Genomic DNA, 15,906 nt, shown 5'->3' with positions numbered 1-15,906 from the left:
TTCGACACCGAACGGGCGCCAATGTGCAAGTTTTAGGATCACTAATGGACCGCGCAGAAGTCGACCGCCGCATCAGGAAACTGATCGAACCCTTTAACAAGAAGGGTGTGACGATCACGGACGAAACGACCTTTGCCAATGACCTGGAATTCGACAGCCTGACGGTGATGGATTTCGTGGCCGAGATAGAGGACGAGTTCGACATCATCATCTCGATGAACCAGCAGGCCGAGATCGAGAACTACGGTCAACTCGTGGACGCAGTGTACAAGCTGCAGGTTGACCCCTCGTGAGCGAAGGCATCATGCAAGCTGACCAGCCTGAGACGCGCGAGGCTGCCGGAACGGACCTGTTCAGCAAGTTCGATCCGATCATCCAGATGCGCGAAAAACTGCTCGGGACCGGCATCGAGGATCCCTTCAGTCTCGTGATGGAAAGAGTGCTCTCGCCGACCCGTGCCGTGTGCAACGGGCGCGAGACGATCCTCCTCGGCACCTACAATTACATGGGCATGACGTTCGATCCGGACGTGATCGAAGCGGGCAAGCAGGCGCTCGCCGACTTCGGTGCCGGCACAACGGGCAGCCGCGTTCTGAACGGCACCTATCAGGGCCACAAGGATGTCGAACAGGCGCTGTGCGACTTCTACGACATGGATCATGCGATGGTCTTCTCGACCGGCTATCAGGCCAACCTCGGGATCATCAGCACGATTGCCGGAAAGGGCGACTACATCGTCCTCGACATCGATTCCCACGCCTCGATCTACGACGGGTGCAAGATGGGCGATGCTGAAATCGTGCCGTTCAAGCACAATGACATCGAAGCGATGGAAAAGCGCCTGAAGCGCATTCCGGACGGCGCTGGCATCCTCGTAGTGCTGGAAGGCGTCTACTCGATGCTCGGCGACGTCGCTCCGCTGAAGGAAATGGTCGCGGTCGCCAAAAAGCATGGCGCGATGGTGCTGGTCGACGAAGCGCATTCAATGGGCTTCATCGGAGAGAACGGCCGCGGGGTTGCCGAGCAAGCCGGCGTCATGGACGACGTCGACTTCATCATCGGCACGTTTTCCAAAAGCGTTGGCACGGTGGGCGGCTTCTGCGTGTCCAACCACCCGAAGTTCGAGATCATGCGTCTAGTCTGCCGCCCCTACACTTTCACTGCATCCCTGCCGCCGAGCGTGGTGGCGACCGCTTGCACTTCGATCCGCAAGCTGGGGCAGGCATCGAACAAGCGCGCGCATCTATGGGAAAATTCCAAACGCCTTCATGGCGGCCTGAAGGATCTCGGCTTCACGCTCGGTACCGAGACGCCGGAAAGCGCGATCATCGCCGTCATCATGCCCGACCTCGAAAAGGGCGCGGCTATGTGGGAGGCTCTGCTGAAAGGCGGCCTCTACGTGAACCTCGCTCGACCGCCGGCGACGCCGGCTAACATGACGCTGCTGCGCTGCTCGCTTTGCGCCGAACACAGCGAAAGCGAGGTCGAGGAAATCCTCGAAATCTTCGAGAACGCCGGAAAGTCGGTCGGGATAATCTGACGGACGGAACATCCGCTGTCGTTTGCGCGTCTCTTCATCAAAAGGAGAACAGACGACATGGCAATTACGAAAACCGGCAGTGCGAAATACGAAGGTCTTGGCAAGAGCGGCAAGGGACACGTCTCAAGCGAGTCCGGCGCGCTCAAGGACCAGCCCTATGGCTTCAATACGCGGTTCGAGGATGGTGCGGGCACGAATCCGGAAGAGCTGATCGCGGCCGCGCATGCGAGCTGCTTTACGATGGCGCTAGCCTTCCAGCTCGGGGATGCGGGCTACGAGAACGGTACGCTTGAGACGACCGCGAAGGTAAGCCTCGAAAAGGACGGCGACGGTTTTACCGTCACCCGGTCCGACCTGACCCTGACAGGGAACGTACCGGAAGCGGACCAAGCGAAGTTCGAGGAACTTGCAAAGAAAGCCAAGGAAAACTGCCCGATCTCGAAGCTGCTGAATGCGGAAATTACGCTGGAAACGAACTTCTCGTCTTGAGAACTCTCAAAGCAGTGGAATGAATGAGCCAGTCGCCCAAAGCCTGGGCAAAGGCGGCTGGCTTTCGCTTGCGCTGGTATGCGTGGCCGCCTTCGTCATCGGCGGATTGCTCAAGCAAACCGGCACGAGCGGCACGGACGTATCGGACCGGCTTTCCGTGGACCGCTTCCTTAACGACGCAGTCTCGCCGTCGTACGACCCCGGCGAGGCCGACGTCACAATGGTCGTATTTACCGACTACCGCTGCCCCGCCTGCCGTGCGGCGCATCCGGAAATGACGAGCGCGGTCGCGCGCGACGGTAACGTGCGCATCGTATACCGTGACTTTCCGATCTTTGGCCCTGTATCGGAGCGCGCGGCGCGGGTCGCTCTCGCCGCCGATGCGCAAGGTATATACCCGCAAGTCCACGATGCGTTCATGCGGGAATCCAGGACGCTAACAGTGCCGGTCATGCGTGAGCTGGTGCAGGAGGCGGGTGGCGATTGGTCACAAATCGAGCGCGCCATTGCGAGCGATCCGGCGATCGACGCGGCGCTGGACAGAAATCGCGGCGACGCGCTGCGCCTCGGCGTAGCAGGCACACCCACCTATCTCGTCGGCAATTACCGCATCGTCGGCGCGATGGACGAAGGCGAGTTCACGCGCGCATTCGAGCGAGCGCGGCGCGAAAGCTGATCTCAGACCACCTGCTCGGTCGCTGCGGTTGCGCATTCCTCGTCCGCAGCTTCGCCGTCGCCGCCCATCAGCGTCATGGCCAGAATGCCGCCGACCACCAGCACGACGAACAGCGTCGTCAGCAGTCCGAGGTACTTGTCGATCAGCGCCTTGATTGGCCGCCCGAAAATCTGGAACAGGATGCCGACCGTCATGAAGATCAGCGCCCTTCCGGCGATGCTGGCGAGGATGAACGGAATGAGATCCATGCTTAGGAAGCCGGCGGTGATCGTCAGCAGCTTGAACGGCACGGGCGTCGCGGCCGCAATAATGACGGCATAGACGCCCAGCTCGTCGAAGGTGCACTGCGCCTGCGGCAACGCGTCGATGAGACCGATCGCGGTGAGGAGCGGGACGCCGACCGATTCGAACAGGAAATAGCCGATTGCGTAACCGAAGAGGCCGCCGATGACCGATGCCGCCGTCGCCACGAATGCAAACCAGAGCGCCTTCTTCGGCTTGGCGAGGCACATGAGACCCAGCAGCGGATGGGGCGGGATCGGGAAGAAGCTCGCTTCGATGAAGCAGAAGAACGCGAGCCACCAAACCGCATGTTTGTGCGCGGCTTTCTCCATAGTCCATTCGTAAAGACCGCGCAGCAACCGGCTCATGTCGTAAACCCCCTCGGTCCCGCAGAACACACGGGAATGCAGCGCTTTACGAAGAGCCCGGCGGCACATCAACCGCCAAGTTATATCCTATTTGGTTATTTTAATTGACATCGTGACGCTCGTTGGTTAGGAAAGAAGAACATCGCGATAAACCGATTCGAAACGGACCGGTCCTGATCGCGGCGAGATCATGACATCGATGGGAGGGCGCCACTATGGCGGACGAAGCGAAACGGCGCGGGCCGCGCTCGAAAACGCGCGTCGCGCGTGCAATCAGGAAACTGGAAGAGGAAGCTGGCGGCGAATTGTCGAAGCACTGGCGCAAGGAGTTTCTCGTCGCCCTTGCTGAGACTTCCAACGTCACCCGGTCGGCCAAGGCGGCGAATGTTGCGCCGGGGCGGGCCTACAAGGTCCGGCGCGAGGAGCCCGGCTTTCGCAAGGCGTGGCACGAGGCGCTGTGCGAAGGCTACGACCACCTCGAAATGGAAGTTCTGCGCCGCCTGCGCGACGGGGACTTTACGTCGGCGGACGGGGGCAAGTTCGATTTCGCCAGCGCGCTACGTGTGCTGACCGCGCACCGTGATACGGTCGGGCGGCAACGCGCGCTCGATACCGACGCGGACGAAGCGGCCGTCATCGCCTCGATCAATGCGAAGCTCGACATAATCAAGGAACGGGAAAAGCAGTTCAACGCCGCGCTGGCGGGTGATGGCGTCTACAAGATCGAAGGTGGTGACGAAACGGCACTACGCCGGTGTTGACCGAGCGGCTTCGTGCCCTGCTCGCACTCGGGGACTGCGAACGGGAAAAGGCGCTGCAGGACCTTACCGCGCAGGAACGCAGCGCATTTCAATACCAGTGGGATTTGTGGGCGCGGCCCGATCAGAAGGCACCCCCGGGCGATTGGGAAATCTGGATGATCGCCGCCGGGCGCGGCTTCGGCAAGACCCGGGCCGGGGCGGAATGGGTGCGCGAATGTGTGCGCGGCGACGGGGAGGCGCATATTGCTCTCATCGGCGCATCGCTCGCCGAAGCGCGTGCAGTCATGGTCGAAGGCGAAAGCGGCATTCTCGCCGTATCGCCGCCGTCCAGCCGCCCGCGCTTCGAAAGCTCGCTCCGGCGGCTGACCTGGCCGAACGGGGCGCAGGCGACGCTCTACAGCGCGGCCGAACCCGACAGCCTGCGCGGTCCGCAGCATAGTCATGCTCGCAGGTCAGTCGCAGAAAGAACTGTTCGTAAACGAGGCATTTGCTCTCCTCGATGCACTGGTTCATCCTGTCGTCGAGAGCGAAGCGGCGTCACCTCCCGCACGTCCGCGTGATGGAGAGTGTTGGATCGTCAGTAGCCAAGCGGCAGGAGAATGGGCTGCTAAGAGCGGACAAGTCGCTTACTTTGAAACGGGGCAGTGGGCTTTCGCGCAACCGGTCGAGGGACTGGCGGTGTACGACCGGGCGGCGCGCCAGTTCGCCTTTTTCGATGGGGCTTGGCTTCGGGCACCGCAGGTAAGCGAACCTGCCGGCGGTTCGACAGTCGACGTAGAGGCGCGCGACGCGATCGGCAAAATTGTCACAGCACTCAGGACATCGGGAATACTGCCGCAAGTATAAGGAACCCGAAAGCAAATATGGCGTTAGGGGGCCATAGTTGACGGGAGAACACGATTTTAGTGATAGAGCTGTCTTTGCGGCAATATTGCAACAGTTTCGTCTTTTTGTCGGCTTGTCACCGGACTGGGTAAAAGTTAGAGAAATGCCCATTCGGTGGTGATTTTGCGTAATAAGGGGAATGTATAATGCGAAATTTCGTCATAGGTATGGCGATGGCCTCGACGGTCTTTGCCTCGCCTGCAGTCGCACGTGACGGCCAATGGTACGTCGAGCTCGACGGCGGTGTAATGATCGTCGAAGACATCGACCTTGAAAACGAAGCCGGCGATGTCAGCATCGACGCTGACGCCGGTTACGATCTCGGCGGTCTCGTTGGTTATGACTTCGGTAGCTTCCGCCTTGAAGCTGAAGGCAGCTACCGTGCAGCCGACATTGAGTCGATTGGTTCTTCGCTCGGCGGTGTTCCGAGCAGCTTTGGAGAAACTGGTGTTTTTCCCGCTAACGGCGACGTCAGCGCGCTCAGCTTCATGCTGAACGGCCTGCTCGACTTCGGTGAAGACGACGGCTTGCAGGGCTTCGTCGGTGGCGGCGTAGGTGTTGCACGCGTATCGCTCGACGGCGCGATTGACCAGACCACACCTTCATTTGACGACTCCGACACCGGCTTCGCGTGGCAGGCACTCGCCGGCGTGCGCGCTCCGCTGACGGACAACGTCGACGTTGGCTTGCGGTATCGCTTCTTCAACGCTGAAGACGTCGCCATCGTCGACGGTCTCGGCACCGACCAGGAAGGCCGTTTCCGGTCGCACTCCATTCTGGGAACGCTGGCCTTTAACTTCGGCGGTGACGTAGCACCGCCGCCCCCGCCCCCGCCGCCCCCGCCGCCTCCGCCCCCTCCACCCCCGCCGCCTCCGCCGCCTCCGCCGCAGACGCAGCAGGTTTGCGAGACGGGTCCGTACATCGTCTTCTTCAATTGGGACGAATCGGAAATCACGTCGGACGCAGCGACCATTCTGGATAGCGCCGTATCGGCTTATTCGGATTGCGGCATGGCATCGGTCATGTTGGCTGGTCACACCGATACGTCGGGTACCGCTGCTTACAACATGGGTCTGGCAGAGCGTCGTAACGCCGCTGTGCGCGACTACCTCAGCTCGCGCGGCGTGCCGAGCGGCCGGATCAACAGCGAAGCCTTTGGTGAAAACCAGCTCCGCGTTCCCACGGCCGACGGTGTTCGCGAACTGCAGAACCGCCGAGTGGAAGTTACCTACGGTCCGGGATCGGGCATGTAAGCAACGCTCTTCAAGAGACGCAAAAAGGGGTCGGAGCAATCCGGCCCCTTTTTCGTTGGTTTGTCAGGCTCGACTTAGAAAAAGGACCAGACCCGATGACCGACAAGCTAATTTATCCCGCCACCGCTGCGGCCGCCCTTCTATTGTCCGCGTGTGCGACCACCAACAACATGTCGTCGGAACCCATCGGGACCGCGATGATCATGAGCAGTACTGGAGCGCAACTCGGAACTGCGACCCTGCTCGAGAACGGCAATTCTCTATCAGTGAGCGTAGAGGTTGCTGGCCTTCCGCCCGGTTCGCACGGGTTCCACCTCCATACGACCGGCAGGTGCGAAGCGCCCGACTTTCAATCGGCGGGTGGACATCTCAACCCGGCGAACAAGTCGCACGGGATCTATTCGCCAAACGGTGCGCATCTCGGCGATCTGCCTAACCTGCAGGTCAGCGATAACGGCACGGCCGCACAGACGTTCAGTCTAGTCGGAAATAACGTCAATTCCGAAGCGGCGATTTTCGATGCGGACGGCACAGCGGTTATGATCCACGCTGGCGCGGATGACTATCGCACCGATCCCGCTGGTGATGCCGGCTCCCGCATCGCATGCGGCGTCTTACGCCGGCCCTAGTAGAAGCTCAGCGACCGGCAGCGGGTTCGCCCGCTGCGGTTGCCCGTGCCTGTACCGTCTCCAGAGCCTTGGGCACGGCCCTGAGCGACCAGACGAGCGCCACCAGTCCGACCGGGATAATCACGAACGTAGAGAGAATTCCGGCGGCCAGATCCTCTCCCCTGATCGAGGACACATACCCGGCTAGGTACGGCCCGAGAGCAAGCCCGATCAGGGTTGTGCCGAGGAAGAAGGTTGCCGTTGCCGTTGCGCGCATCCGGGGAAGCACCAAAGTTTGGGTGACAGCGCCAGCCGCGCCAAGTGCCGAAGAGCTCAGGAACTGCGCAACGAAAACGAAGCCGTAGAACACCCACGAGTTGTCAGTGGTGAAGGCGATGATCATTGGAACGATCGGCGCCAGTAGTCCAAATAGGATGATCCAAACACGTCCGTTCGCGAATTTCTCCTGGAGGGCATCGGCTGCCCGACCACCGAGGATCACGCCCAGAAAACCGGCTACCGCACCCGGCGCTCCGATGAACAAGCCAAGTTCGCTCTTCGGAACTTCGAAAACCCGCTCCGCATAGGGCGCGGACCAGTAGGATGTCGCATAGGCCATGAACGCTACCGCCGAGTAGCCGACGACCGTCGCGAGGAAGGCTGGCGATCCCCAGATCAGCGCGAAAGTCGCCGGATCGCGGCGCCGCAGCGCGGCAGCCCAACAATAGACGGCGTAATACCCAACGGCGGAGAACAGCCATTGGTCGGAGATACCGGGTATTACCCCATCACCGCTCTGCAATAGCTGCGTAACGCCATACGCCGCTCCCAGCATGCCCACGGCAACCGCGAGGTTGATGAGCAAAGCCGGAATGCCGCGGCGCGCTGCACCCACTAGGGTGAAAGGCGGAATGACCGTGAAGAGCTCGTTCACGAAACCGCGGAACGGATGCGGATCCGCTGGCGTCGGATTACCCTCTAGCGCGCCGCGTACCGGCTCGCGCAGCGTGAAGACCCACGCCGCCAGTAGCAGTCCGGGAATACCTACCGCAAGGAACGCAGCTTGCCAGCCAACGAGACCCAGCGGGCCGCCGCCCGGATATGCCGCGTTCCATTGCTCTACGACCAGCGCTCCGATCAGAAGTGACAATCCCCCCCCAATGTAGAGACCGGATGAGTAGATCGCGAGCGCCGTCGCCCTAAGGCGTGCCGGGAAATAATCCGAAATCAGCGAATATGCCGAGGGACTGGCCGTCGCCTCACCCACACCAACACCGATACGCGCAACCGTCAGGGTCGCTCCGTTCTTCGCGAAGCCTGAGATTGCCGTCATGAACGACCATAGCGTCAGGCCGATGGTCATGAGCTTTACGCGGTGCCAACTGTCCGCGAGACGGCCTAGGGGGATGCCAAACAGGGCGTAGAACACCGCGAAAGCCGTGCCGTATAGAAAGCCGAGCGCGGCGTCGTCCAAGCCTAGATCGGCCTTAATGTCGTTCGCAAGGATCGACAGAATCTGCCGATCGATAAAATTAAGCATGTAGACGAGCACGAGTACGCTGAGCGCGTACCAGCTATAGGGCGGAACGGGTTGTTCTTCCGGTCTGCTGACTACCGGGTCCTGCTCCTGCACCAAAGTCGTTCTCCCCCCGTACCGTTTATTCGGTCTTGTACCGCGTGGTATCGACTACGCCCGCTTCGGCAAAGCCTTTTCGGCGCAGGCGGCAAGAATCGCAGAGCCCGCAGGCTTCGCCGCCGGGAGCCGGGTCGTAGCAGGACCAGCTCCATGCCGGATCAAGGCCGAGCCGTTCGCATTCCCGGGCGATGTCCGCCTTGGTCATGTGCTGCAGCGGCGTATGGATCGTGAAGGGCGATCCCTCGACCCCCTGCTTGGTGCCAAGCCGAGCGGTTTCGGCGAAGCTTGCGATGAATTCGGGCCTGCAATCAGGGTAGCCTGAATAGTCGAGTGAATTCACTCCGATGAAGATGTCGCTCGCGTGGGCGGTTTCGGCAAAGGCGGTAGTGAGCGAGAGAAAAACCAGATTCCGTGCCGGTACGTAGGTAACGGGAATGTCGTCCCCCACCCCCGTCTTGGGCACGTCGATGTCGGCCGTCAGCGCCGACCCGCCGAACTGCGAGAGGTCGAGCGAAAACTCGATGTGGCTGTGAACGCCCAGTTTCTCTGCAATGGTGCGCGCTGATTGCAGTTCGCGGATATGGCGCTGACCGTAATCGATGGTCAGCGCGTGCACAACGAAGCCTTGCTCCCTTGCCAACGCCGCCGTCACCATGGAATCGAGACCGCCCGAAAGCAGGACGACGCCGGCGCGGGTTTCGCTATCCGTAATGTTCGTCATCAGGCGGAGCTAAACGCGGTCCCGGTGCGCCGCAAGTGGGTTCAGCCGGTCAGCGGCAGGATCCGACGCGCCGCGCCTCCGCGATGAATTCGAACGGCAGTTCGTCGGCGATGCCCTGGCTCTCGATCTGAACCAGCGTGGGGGTTTCCCGCCTTATGGACGTTCGCGCATATCCGTTTCCGCGGCAGGTATATTGCACCGTGACCTGATCCGTACCGCTTTCCACCACGTAGCGACTGCAATCCGGGCCCCGGTGGCGCAGTTGTATAAGCTCTCGGCCCGTCCGAACGCATATACGCCGGGTCGCCTTGGTGCCGCGCTCCCGCAGTTCCCATTGCCCGCGCTCGAGCTTGTCGAGCACGGACATGCCGGATGATTGCGCCGCGAGCGGAATGGCCGTCATGGTAATACCCAGGGCGGCAAGCGCGGGTATGATTGCTTTCTTACTCATCGGTACACCTCAAGACAGCCGTAAATCAGAAGCTGCGACCATAACGGCAACGCCGCAGGGTTCAGCAACCATTACCACATATGTTAAACATCGGTAGAGCGTTCATTCTGAACGACCAATTGATCCAGCGGGATCGGGAACTTCTGCGAACAGAATTCGCAATCGACGATTATGTTTCCGTGATCATCCGCCATGCTGTCGCGTTGTTCGCTCGGAAAGCGCGACAGTACGCGCCGGTAATGCTCGACCGTACAGCGGCACCCCTTGGTCAGTGCAACGCTCCGCTGGACGCGCACCTGCTCCTCTTCGTGGAACAGTCGCCAGACGATACCCTCGAGCGATATTGCGAGATCGAGCAGTTCTTCGTACCGCACGGAGCCGGCCATGATCGCCACATGTTCCCATTCGGGATGGTCGAGCCTGACATGCAGGCGCTCGCGCCCTTCCTCGCCTTCGGGCAGGTACTGTACCAACAGCCCGGCAGCGCGGTATTCGCCTTCCCCGCCGCTGACCGCCACGCGAATGAGCGTCGGGACCTGCTCGGATTGCATGAAATACGACTGGCAGGCTTCAGACAAGCTCGCTCCTTCGAGAGGTACGATGCCTTGGTAGCGGCCCGACTTGTCGGTCTGCTCGCCCTTCGCGACGTCGAAAGTCAGCGCCAGGTAGCCTTCCCCGAACAAAGCGGTCAGGTTCGGGCTCGTGCCCAGAGCGCCGATCCGATCCGCGTCGAAGTCGACATACCCGCGTATCTGTCCGGCCTTGTAGTCGCATACAAGAAGCCGGATCGGCCCGCCTTGTGTCTGCGCCTGCATGGTCACCTGCGAACCGTCGTTCTTGAGCAGGCTACCCACAAGGGAGATCAGGACGAGCGCTTCGGTCAGCAGATGCGCAACCGCTGGCGGGTAGTCATGCGCTGACAGGATCGCGGTGGCGGTCTTGTCCAGCCGCGCAATCCGCCCCCGCGCATCGCGCGGAGGCACGGAAAAGCCGACGACGGAGTCAGTGAAGGTCTCGGTAATTTCGCTCATCCGCGAAATATGGTGCGGCGCAGCGCGATTGTAAGACCGCCGGTCTTTAACGGGTCAGATCAGACCGAAGCACCATAGCAGCACGGACTTCTGCGCATGAATGCGGTTCTCCGCCTGCCGGAAGACATGTGACTGCACCCCTTCGAAGACGCTTTCGCTCACTTCGTCGCCGACATGCGCAGGCAGGCAATGCAGGAAGATCGCGTCATCCTTCGCGCGGGCCATCAGCGCATCGTCGACCCGGTAGGTCTGCATCGCTGCCAGTTTCTCGTCCGCATGAGCCTGGCCCATCGAAACCCATGTATCGGTGACGATAACATCGGCGCCCTCAACCGCTTCCGCCGCATCGTTCGTAAGCGTGATGGTTGCTCCCGCAGCCCGCGCCGCAGCGATGTAACGCTCGTCCGGCTCGTAGCCCTTCGGCGTGCCGACGCGAACGTTGAACTTCATCAGCCCCGCCGCTTCGAGCGTCGAGTGCAGCACGTTGTTGCCATCGCCCAACCACGCCAGTTCCAGTCCCGGCAGGGCCTTGCCCGCCTCGATGATCGTCAGCAGATCGGCAACGATCTGGCAGGGATGCGACAGGTCGGTCAGTCCGTTGATGACCGGAATGCTGGCGCGCTCGCCGAGTTCGGTGATCTTGGCATGATCGTCGGTGCGGATCATGACGGCATCGACCATCCGGCTGAGGACGCGCGCCGTATCGGCGATCGTTTCTCCCCTGCCGAGCTGCATCGCGCCGCTTTCCATAACCATGCACGAGCCGCCGAGCTGCCGCATCGCGATGTCGAAGCTGACCCGCGTACGGGTGGAGCTTTTCTCGAAGATCGAGGCGAGGACATGCCCTGCAAGCGGTGCATCGTCGTCCGGTGCACCCTTGGGTTTTCCTTCCCGCCCCGCCTTCCGGTCGAGTGCATCCGCCAGCATCGCAGCGATCGCATCACCGCCCGCATCGCTCAGATCGATGAAATTGCGGATGACCATAATCAGTTCTTTGGAATGTCGTAACTTGCCGCGCCGGCGGAAAGCTTGTCGAAGAACTCGTCGATATCCGCGTCGCTGACGATCAGCGGCGGCAGGATACGCAGCGTCTGGTCGCCTGCGGCCACGGTCAGCAGCTGGTGGTTGTCGCGCAGATGCACGAAGAACGGGCGGCTCTCGACCTTCATCCGCAGCCCGAGCATCAGACCCTCGCCGCGCACGAGGTCGAACAGTTCCGGGTAGTTTCCGATGAACTGCTGAAGGCGTGCCTTGATGCGCTCACCCTTCTCGCGCACGCTGGCGAGGAACGGCTCGTTCGCGACCGCTTCCATCACCGCCATGCCCGCAGCCATTGCCAGCGGGTTGCCGCCGTAGGTCGATCCGTGCGTGCCAAAGGTCATACCGCGCGCGGCCTTTTCGGTCGCGAGACAAGCGCCGAACGGAAAGCCGCCGCCGATACCCTTGGCGCTCGCCATGATGTCCGGCTCGATGCCGTAAAGCTCGTGCGCGTAGAGGCGCCCGGTGCGCGCGACGCCGCACTGCACCTCGTCCAGCACCAGCATCAGATCGTGTTCATCGGCAAGCGCGCGCAAACCGGTCATGAATTCCTGGCTGGCGGGCCGGATACCGCCTTCGCCCTGGATCGGCTCTACGAGAAAGCCGGCGGTCTTCGGACCGATCATCTCGCGCGCGGCCTCGAGATCGTCGAACTCGCAATACTGAAAACCGGGTAGCAGCGGCATGAAGCCGCTGTGCATCTTCGTCTGGTTCGAAGCGCTGATCGTCGCCATCGTGCGTCCGTGGAAGGCGTTGGTGAAGGTGATGAGTTCGGTGCGGTTCGCATCGCCGTCTTCGTGCTGGTGATAGGCACGGGCGGTCTTGATCGCGGTTTCCACCGCTTCCGCGCCGGAGTTCGTGAAGAACACGGTGTCGGCAAAGGTATTCTCGACCAGCTTGCGGGCCAGCGCCTCTCCCTGCGGGCTGCCGTAGAGGTTGCTGACGTGCATCAGCGTCTCTGCCTGTTTCTGGATCGCACCGATCAGGCCGGGGTGCGAATGGCCGAGCAGGTTCACCGCAATGCCGCTCGCGAAGTCGAGATAGCGCGTCCCGTCCTCGTCGATCAGATGGCATTCCTCGCCGCGCACCGGACGCACGCCGCAACGCGGATAGACGGGCATGAGCGCAGTGATCGACATGGTATACCTCTTCTGGTCTGGAGAAACGCGAACCGGCACGACCGGCAGGAAAACTTCGTATAAAACAGAAATGGCGACCACAAGGGGCCGCCATCTCGTATTTTTTAGCGGTGGTGCGCGTAGCGGTCAAACCACTGCGCGGCTTCCAGTCCGATCAGCTTTGTGCCGGGACCAGGTTCACCGCCGAGTGCTTGCCTCGTCGGTCCACTTCGATGTCGAACTCGTAGCGCTCGCCTTCGTTGATGGCCGAGAGACCCGAGCGCTCGACTGCGCTGATGTGCACGAATGCATCGGGCTGACCGTCATCGCGTACGAGGAAGCCGAAACCCTTCATCGAGTTGAAGAACTTCACCGTGCCCGTCGCGCGCTCGCCGGTCAGCTCGCGCTGCGGAGGACCCCCGGCAGCCTGCTGCGGTGCGATCACGTCGCCGACGACCTGAAGATCCTGTGCGGACACCTTGCCGCCCCGGTCGACCAGATTGAATTCGAGCTCCTGCCCTTCGGCAAGTCCCTGAAGGCCCGCACGCTCGACTGCGCTGACATGCACGAACACGTCCTCGCCGCCGGTTTCCTGCTGGATGAAGCCGAAACCCTTCTGCGCGTTGAAGAACTTTACCGTTCCCTTGCCGGTGCCGACGACCTGGGCAGGCATGCGGTTGAAACCGCCACCGCCACCGCCGCCGCCACCCGGACCGCGGCCTCCGCCGCCACCGCCGCCGCCGTAGCCGCCGCGATTGTCGCGGTCGCCGCCGCCGAACCGGTCACCGCCCCGATCGTTACCGTAGTCGCGCGAGGGTGCGAAACCCTGCGGCGGACCGCCGAACGGATCGAAACTGTCTTCACCGATATTATCTCGTTTGTCCCGCCCCCGACGACGTCCTTTGTCGTAACCCATAGTCGTATTCGTACCTTGTCCTGCCGCCTCTTCACATTTTGCCCCATGTGCGAACGGCTGGCACATCCGGCATACCTGCAGCGACCGATCCAACGTGGCCGCTCCATCCTCAGCGTTTCCCTATAACGCGAATTACTCTATCGTGCGAACGATTTAAGAATTTCGCATCACGAGTTGGTCAATAGCACCGGAATGTGAAGCATTGTGGTCACGCCGTAGCCGGATATCGAAGGCGGGCAGTAAGGCTGGACAAGGCCCGTTTGCCGCGCCATCCAGCTGGGCCTCGACGTGTCGAGCGAAGCAGGGAGCCGGTTATTGTGAGCGAATTCAGACGTGTGACGGATAACCTTTACGTGAGCCCCCAGATCGGCGCGGACGATATAGAGAACGCGCGGCGCAGCGGCTTTACCGGCATCGTCAACAACCGCCCGGACGGCGAGTCGGACGACCAGACGCCAGGCGAGGCGATCAGGGCCGCGGCGGAACGCGCCGGTCTCGCTTACACTGCTATTCCCATCGGACAGGACGGCATTGCGCCGAGCGACATCGAATCGATGCGTGCGGCGACCGATCCTGGCCTCGGCAATGTGCTTGCCTATTGCCGCTCGGGCACACGTTCGACATTGCTGTGGTCGCTCGCTGAGGCGAGCCGAGGCACGCCCCCCGCCGCAATCGAGCGCGCCGCCGCTGAAGCGGGTTACAGTATCGCGCCCGTGCGCGGCGCAATCGAACAGTTGGCGGCGGACGCCGAGAAGTAACGTCGCCGCGTGGCTGGGCAAGTGGTGCAGATCGCCGGATCGCTCGCCGCAATCCTGCTGCTGTTCCTGCTTGCCGGCTGGCTGAAGTTGGGACGCGACGCCCGCCTCACTGATGAGCGGCAGGTACGCGAACTTGCAGACGAGACTTGGTCCGGTTTCGACGCGGTCGCAATCGGACTGGACCGCGAAGGGCGCGGCGCGCTGGCGGCTGACCGAGAGGGCCGGATACTTCTGCTTCGCCTCCACGGGGCGCACGGGGCCGGGCGCTTGCTGGAACGCGGCACTTCGGCCGAGCGGGACGGCGAGACCCTCCGGATCAGTACATCCGACAAACGGTTCGGATCCGTCACGCTCGACCTCGGCGGTGAAGCTGCCGCTTGGGAAGCGCGGATCGGCGCGCTATAAGAAAGCCGCCGTGCCAGACTTCTCACCCGTCCAATATGCGATCCCCGCATTCGTCCTGCTCGTCGTGGCGGAGATGCTGTGGGCGAAGCGCAGGCGCGCCCATGCCTACGAGCCGCGCGATACGCTGGTCAGCCTGTCGCTGGGGCTCGGCAGTACAATCGCGGGTGCGCTTACCGGCGGCGCGGTCCTCGCGCTGTCGCTCGTCCTTTACGAATACCGCGTGTTCGACTTCGACTCCAAATGGTGGACGGTGTGGTGGGCGTGGCCGCTATGCTTCGTGCTGGACGACTTCACCTATTATCTCTTCCACCGCATGGCGCACCGCGTGAGGTTCATGTGGGCGAGCCACGTGAACCATCATTCGAGCCAGCACTACAACCTCTCCACCGCCCTGCGGCAAAGCTGGACCGGCTTCTTCGCACTCAACTTCGCCTTCAGCCTGCCGCTGGTCCTGCTTGGCTTCCACCCCGTGATGATCGCGATCTGCTCAGGGCTCAATCTCATCTACCAGTTCTGGATCCATACCGAGGCGATCGGGCGGATGCCCCGCTGGTTCGAGGCGGTGATGAACACGCCCAGCCACCACCGCGTCCACCACGCGACGAACCCGCGCTATCTCGACCGCAATTATGCCGGTGTCTTCATAATCTGGGACCGGATGTTCGACAGCTTCGAGCCGGAGCGCGACGAACGCGAAGAGCGCATCCGATACGGTCTCGTGCGGCAACTCGGCAGTTTCAGCCTGCTGTGGGCGGTGTTCCACGAATGGATCGGCATCGCGGGCGACGTGCGGCGCGCGCCGTGGCGGCACAAACTCGGCTATCTGCTGCGCCAACCCGGCTGGAGCCACGACGGCAGCCGCGAAACATCGGACATGATTCGCGCACGCTGGCTGGAGCGGGCCGCATCCGACCAGTCACCCCGCGACTAAAAGCGGTTTGCGCTAGGGACGGCCGCGTCCTAAGCATCT

The 15,906-nt window shown here is 61.9% G+C and carries 20 protein-coding genes; 12 read left to right on the top strand and 8 right to left on the bottom strand.

Translation table 11 applies throughout. The features are described from left to right. The first annotated feature begins 44 nt into the window (after positions 1 to 44). Genes HUV48_RS06505 through HUV48_RS06490 form a run of 4 tightly spaced genes read left to right on the top strand, consistent with a single transcriptional unit; the run spans position 45 to position 2,705 of the window. Entirely contained in the window at positions 45 to 293 is a 249-nt protein-coding gene (locus tag HUV48_RS06505) for an acyl carrier protein (protein WP_176266981.1), read from the top strand. Beyond that, on the top strand, positions 290 to 1,540 hold the full coding sequence (spt, locus tag HUV48_RS06500; RefSeq protein ID WP_176266980.1) for a serine palmitoyltransferase: 1,251 nt from the start codon (positions 290 to 292) through the stop codon (positions 1,538 to 1,540). Before HUV48_RS06505 ends, spt begins: the two co-directional genes overlap by 4 nt. Positions 1,541 to 1,597: 57 nt before the next feature. Then, on the top strand, positions 1,598 to 2,029 hold the full coding sequence (locus HUV48_RS06495) for an OsmC family protein (protein WP_176266979.1): 432 nt from the start codon (positions 1,598 to 1,600) through the stop codon (positions 2,027 to 2,029). A 19-nt stretch (positions 2,030 to 2,048) separates the two neighbouring features. Further along, the gene (locus tag HUV48_RS06490; protein ID WP_176266978.1) at positions 2,049 to 2,705 is read left to right on the top strand and encodes a DsbA family protein; all 657 of its coding nucleotides are present in this window, start codon (positions 2,049 to 2,051) and stop codon (positions 2,703 to 2,705) included. A gap of 2 nt (positions 2,706 to 2,707) precedes the next feature. On the opposite strand, the gene HUV48_RS06485 is transcribed toward HUV48_RS06490, so the two are convergent. Beyond that, entirely contained in the window at positions 2,708 to 3,355 is a 648-nt protein-coding gene (locus HUV48_RS06485) for a YqaA family protein (RefSeq protein ID WP_225871560.1), read from the bottom strand. 215 nt (positions 3,356 to 3,570) lie between these two features. Here HUV48_RS06485 and HUV48_RS06480 point away from each other — a divergent pair, with 215 nt between their 5' ends. The 5 genes from HUV48_RS06480 to HUV48_RS06460 all read left to right on the top strand — a co-directional run bounded on the left by HUV48_RS06480 (position 3,571) and on the right by HUV48_RS06460 (position 6,883). Beyond that, positions 3,571 to 4,116: a hypothetical protein gene (locus HUV48_RS06480; protein ID WP_176266977.1), complete on the top strand. Its 546-nt coding sequence runs from the start codon at positions 3,571 to 3,573 to the stop codon at positions 4,114 to 4,116. Further along, positions 4,113 to 4,676, top strand: coding sequence for a terminase large subunit domain-containing protein (locus HUV48_RS06475; RefSeq protein ID WP_404799919.1), 564 nt, complete (start codon positions 4,113 to 4,115; stop codon positions 4,674 to 4,676). Before HUV48_RS06480 ends, HUV48_RS06475 begins: the two co-directional genes overlap by 4 nt. After that, positions 4,558 to 4,962, top strand: a complete 405-nt coding sequence (locus tag HUV48_RS14655) for a DUF2793 domain-containing protein (RefSeq protein ID WP_176266976.1) — start codon at positions 4,558 to 4,560, stop codon at positions 4,960 to 4,962. The genes HUV48_RS06475 and HUV48_RS14655 overlap by 119 nt, the downstream gene beginning before the upstream one ends. Positions 4,963 to 5,147: 185 nt before the next feature. Then, positions 5,148 to 6,254: an OmpA family protein gene (locus tag HUV48_RS06465; RefSeq protein WP_176266975.1), complete on the top strand. Its 1,107-nt coding sequence runs from the start codon at positions 5,148 to 5,150 to the stop codon at positions 6,252 to 6,254. Between the two features lie 95 nt (positions 6,255 to 6,349). Beyond that, positions 6,350 to 6,883, top strand: coding sequence for a superoxide dismutase family protein (locus tag HUV48_RS06460; RefSeq protein ID WP_176266974.1), 534 nt, complete (start codon positions 6,350 to 6,352; stop codon positions 6,881 to 6,883). Positions 6,884 to 6,890: 7 nt separating this feature from the next. Here the strand turns inward: HUV48_RS06460 and HUV48_RS06455 are convergent, their stop codons facing one another. The 7 genes from HUV48_RS06455 to HUV48_RS14615 all read right to left on the bottom strand — a co-directional run bounded on the left by HUV48_RS06455 (position 6,891) and on the right by HUV48_RS14615 (position 13,773). After that, entirely contained in the window at positions 6,891 to 8,495 is a 1,605-nt protein-coding gene (locus HUV48_RS06455) for a spinster family MFS transporter (protein WP_318656070.1), read from the bottom strand. Between the two features lie 25 nt (positions 8,496 to 8,520). After that, a complete protein-coding gene (queC, locus tag HUV48_RS06450) occupies positions 8,521 to 9,219 on the bottom strand; it encodes a 7-cyano-7-deazaguanine synthase QueC (RefSeq protein ID WP_176266973.1) in 699 nt (232 codons plus the stop codon). A 49-nt stretch (positions 9,220 to 9,268) separates the two neighbouring features. Continuing rightward, positions 9,269 to 9,670, bottom strand: coding sequence for a hypothetical protein (locus tag HUV48_RS06445; RefSeq protein WP_176266972.1), 402 nt, complete (start codon positions 9,668 to 9,670; stop codon positions 9,269 to 9,271). Positions 9,671 to 9,753: 83 nt separating this feature from the next. Next, a complete protein-coding gene (hslO, locus tag HUV48_RS06440; RefSeq protein ID WP_176266971.1) occupies positions 9,754 to 10,701 on the bottom strand; it encodes an Hsp33 family molecular chaperone HslO in 948 nt (315 codons plus the stop codon). A gap of 54 nt (positions 10,702 to 10,755) precedes the next feature. Then, the gene (gene argF, locus HUV48_RS06435; protein WP_176266970.1) at positions 10,756 to 11,685 is read right to left on the bottom strand and encodes an ornithine carbamoyltransferase; all 930 of its coding nucleotides are present in this window, start codon (positions 11,683 to 11,685) and stop codon (positions 10,756 to 10,758) included. Positions 11,686 to 11,687: 2 nt separating this feature from the next. After that, positions 11,688 to 12,878 carry an aspartate aminotransferase family protein gene (locus HUV48_RS06430; protein WP_176266969.1) on the bottom strand — a complete coding sequence of 397 codons (1,191 nt, stop codon included), beginning with the start codon at positions 12,876 to 12,878 and terminating at the stop codon, positions 11,688 to 11,690. Between the two features lie 154 nt (positions 12,879 to 13,032). After that, on the bottom strand, positions 13,033 to 13,773 hold the full coding sequence (locus HUV48_RS14615) for a cold-shock protein (RefSeq protein WP_176266968.1): 741 nt from the start codon (positions 13,771 to 13,773) through the stop codon (positions 13,033 to 13,035). A 317-nt stretch (positions 13,774 to 14,090) separates the two neighbouring features. Here HUV48_RS14615 and HUV48_RS06420 point away from each other — a divergent pair, with 317 nt between their 5' ends. From HUV48_RS06420 to HUV48_RS06410, 3 genes are read left to right on the top strand one after another with little or no spacing between them, the layout of a single operon-like run. After that, a complete protein-coding gene (locus tag HUV48_RS06420; protein WP_176266967.1) occupies positions 14,091 to 14,531 on the top strand; it encodes a protein tyrosine phosphatase family protein in 441 nt (146 codons plus the stop codon). Between the two features lie 9 nt (positions 14,532 to 14,540). After that, on the top strand, positions 14,541 to 14,936 hold the full coding sequence (locus tag HUV48_RS06415) for a hypothetical protein (protein WP_176266966.1): 396 nt from the start codon (positions 14,541 to 14,543) through the stop codon (positions 14,934 to 14,936). Positions 14,937 to 14,946: 10 nt separating this feature from the next. After that, positions 14,947 to 15,867 (top strand): sterol desaturase family protein, encoded by a 921-nt coding sequence (locus HUV48_RS06410; protein ID WP_176266965.1) that lies wholly within the window; start codon positions 14,947 to 14,949, stop codon positions 15,865 to 15,867. Positions 15,868 to 15,906 lie beyond the last annotated feature (39 nt).

The organism is Qipengyuania atrilutea, from assembly GCF_013370205.1.
Classification (GTDB): Bacteria; Pseudomonadota; Alphaproteobacteria; order Sphingomonadales; family Sphingomonadaceae; genus Actirhodobacter; species Actirhodobacter atriluteus.
The sequence above is the reverse complement of the archived record's forward strand: the minus strand, read 5'-3'. Positions and strand labels throughout refer to the sequence as shown.

What these genes read in the sequence shown, in the direction of transcription:
- HUV48_RS06505 (WP_176266981.1), top strand. Translation starts at nt 45, where the DNA reads ATGGACCGCGCAGAAGTCGACCGCCGCATCAGGAAACTGATCGAACCC.
- HUV48_RS06495 (WP_176266979.1), top strand. Translation starts at nt 1,598, where the DNA reads ATGGCAATTACGAAAACCGGCAGTGCGAAATACGAAGGTCTTGGCAAG.
- HUV48_RS06490 (WP_176266978.1), top strand. Translation starts at nt 2,049, where the DNA reads ATGAATGAGCCAGTCGCCCAAAGCCTGGGCAAAGGCGGCTGGCTTTCG.
- HUV48_RS06485 (WP_225871560.1), bottom strand. Translation starts at nt 3,355, where the DNA reads ATGAGCCGGTTGCTGCGCGGTCTTTACGAATGGACTATGGAGAAAGCC.
- HUV48_RS06480 (WP_176266977.1), top strand. Translation starts at nt 3,571, where the DNA reads ATGGCGGACGAAGCGAAACGGCGCGGGCCGCGCTCGAAAACGCGCGTC.
- HUV48_RS14655 (WP_176266976.1), top strand. Translation starts at nt 4,558, where the DNA reads ATGCTCGCAGGTCAGTCGCAGAAAGAACTGTTCGTAAACGAGGCATTT.
- HUV48_RS06465 (WP_176266975.1), top strand. Translation starts at nt 5,148, where the DNA reads ATGCGAAATTTCGTCATAGGTATGGCGATGGCCTCGACGGTCTTTGCC.
- HUV48_RS06460 (WP_176266974.1), top strand. Translation starts at nt 6,350, where the DNA reads ATGACCGACAAGCTAATTTATCCCGCCACCGCTGCGGCCGCCCTTCTA.
- queC (WP_176266973.1), bottom strand. Translation starts at nt 9,219, where the DNA reads ATGACGAACATTACGGATAGCGAAACCCGCGCCGGCGTCGTCCTGCTT.
- HUV48_RS06445 (WP_176266972.1), bottom strand. Translation starts at nt 9,670, where the DNA reads ATGAGTAAGAAAGCAATCATACCCGCGCTTGCCGCCCTGGGTATTACC.
- hslO (WP_176266971.1), bottom strand. Translation starts at nt 10,701, where the DNA reads ATGAGCGAAATTACCGAGACCTTCACTGACTCCGTCGTCGGCTTTTCC.
- argF (WP_176266970.1), bottom strand. Translation starts at nt 11,685, where the DNA reads ATGGTCATCCGCAATTTCATCGATCTGAGCGATGCGGGCGGTGATGCG.
- HUV48_RS06430 (WP_176266969.1), bottom strand. Translation starts at nt 12,878, where the DNA reads ATGTCGATCACTGCGCTCATGCCCGTCTATCCGCGTTGCGGCGTGCGT.
- HUV48_RS14615 (WP_176266968.1), bottom strand. Translation starts at nt 13,773, where the DNA reads ATGGGTTACGACAAAGGACGTCGTCGGGGGCGGGACAAACGAGATAAT.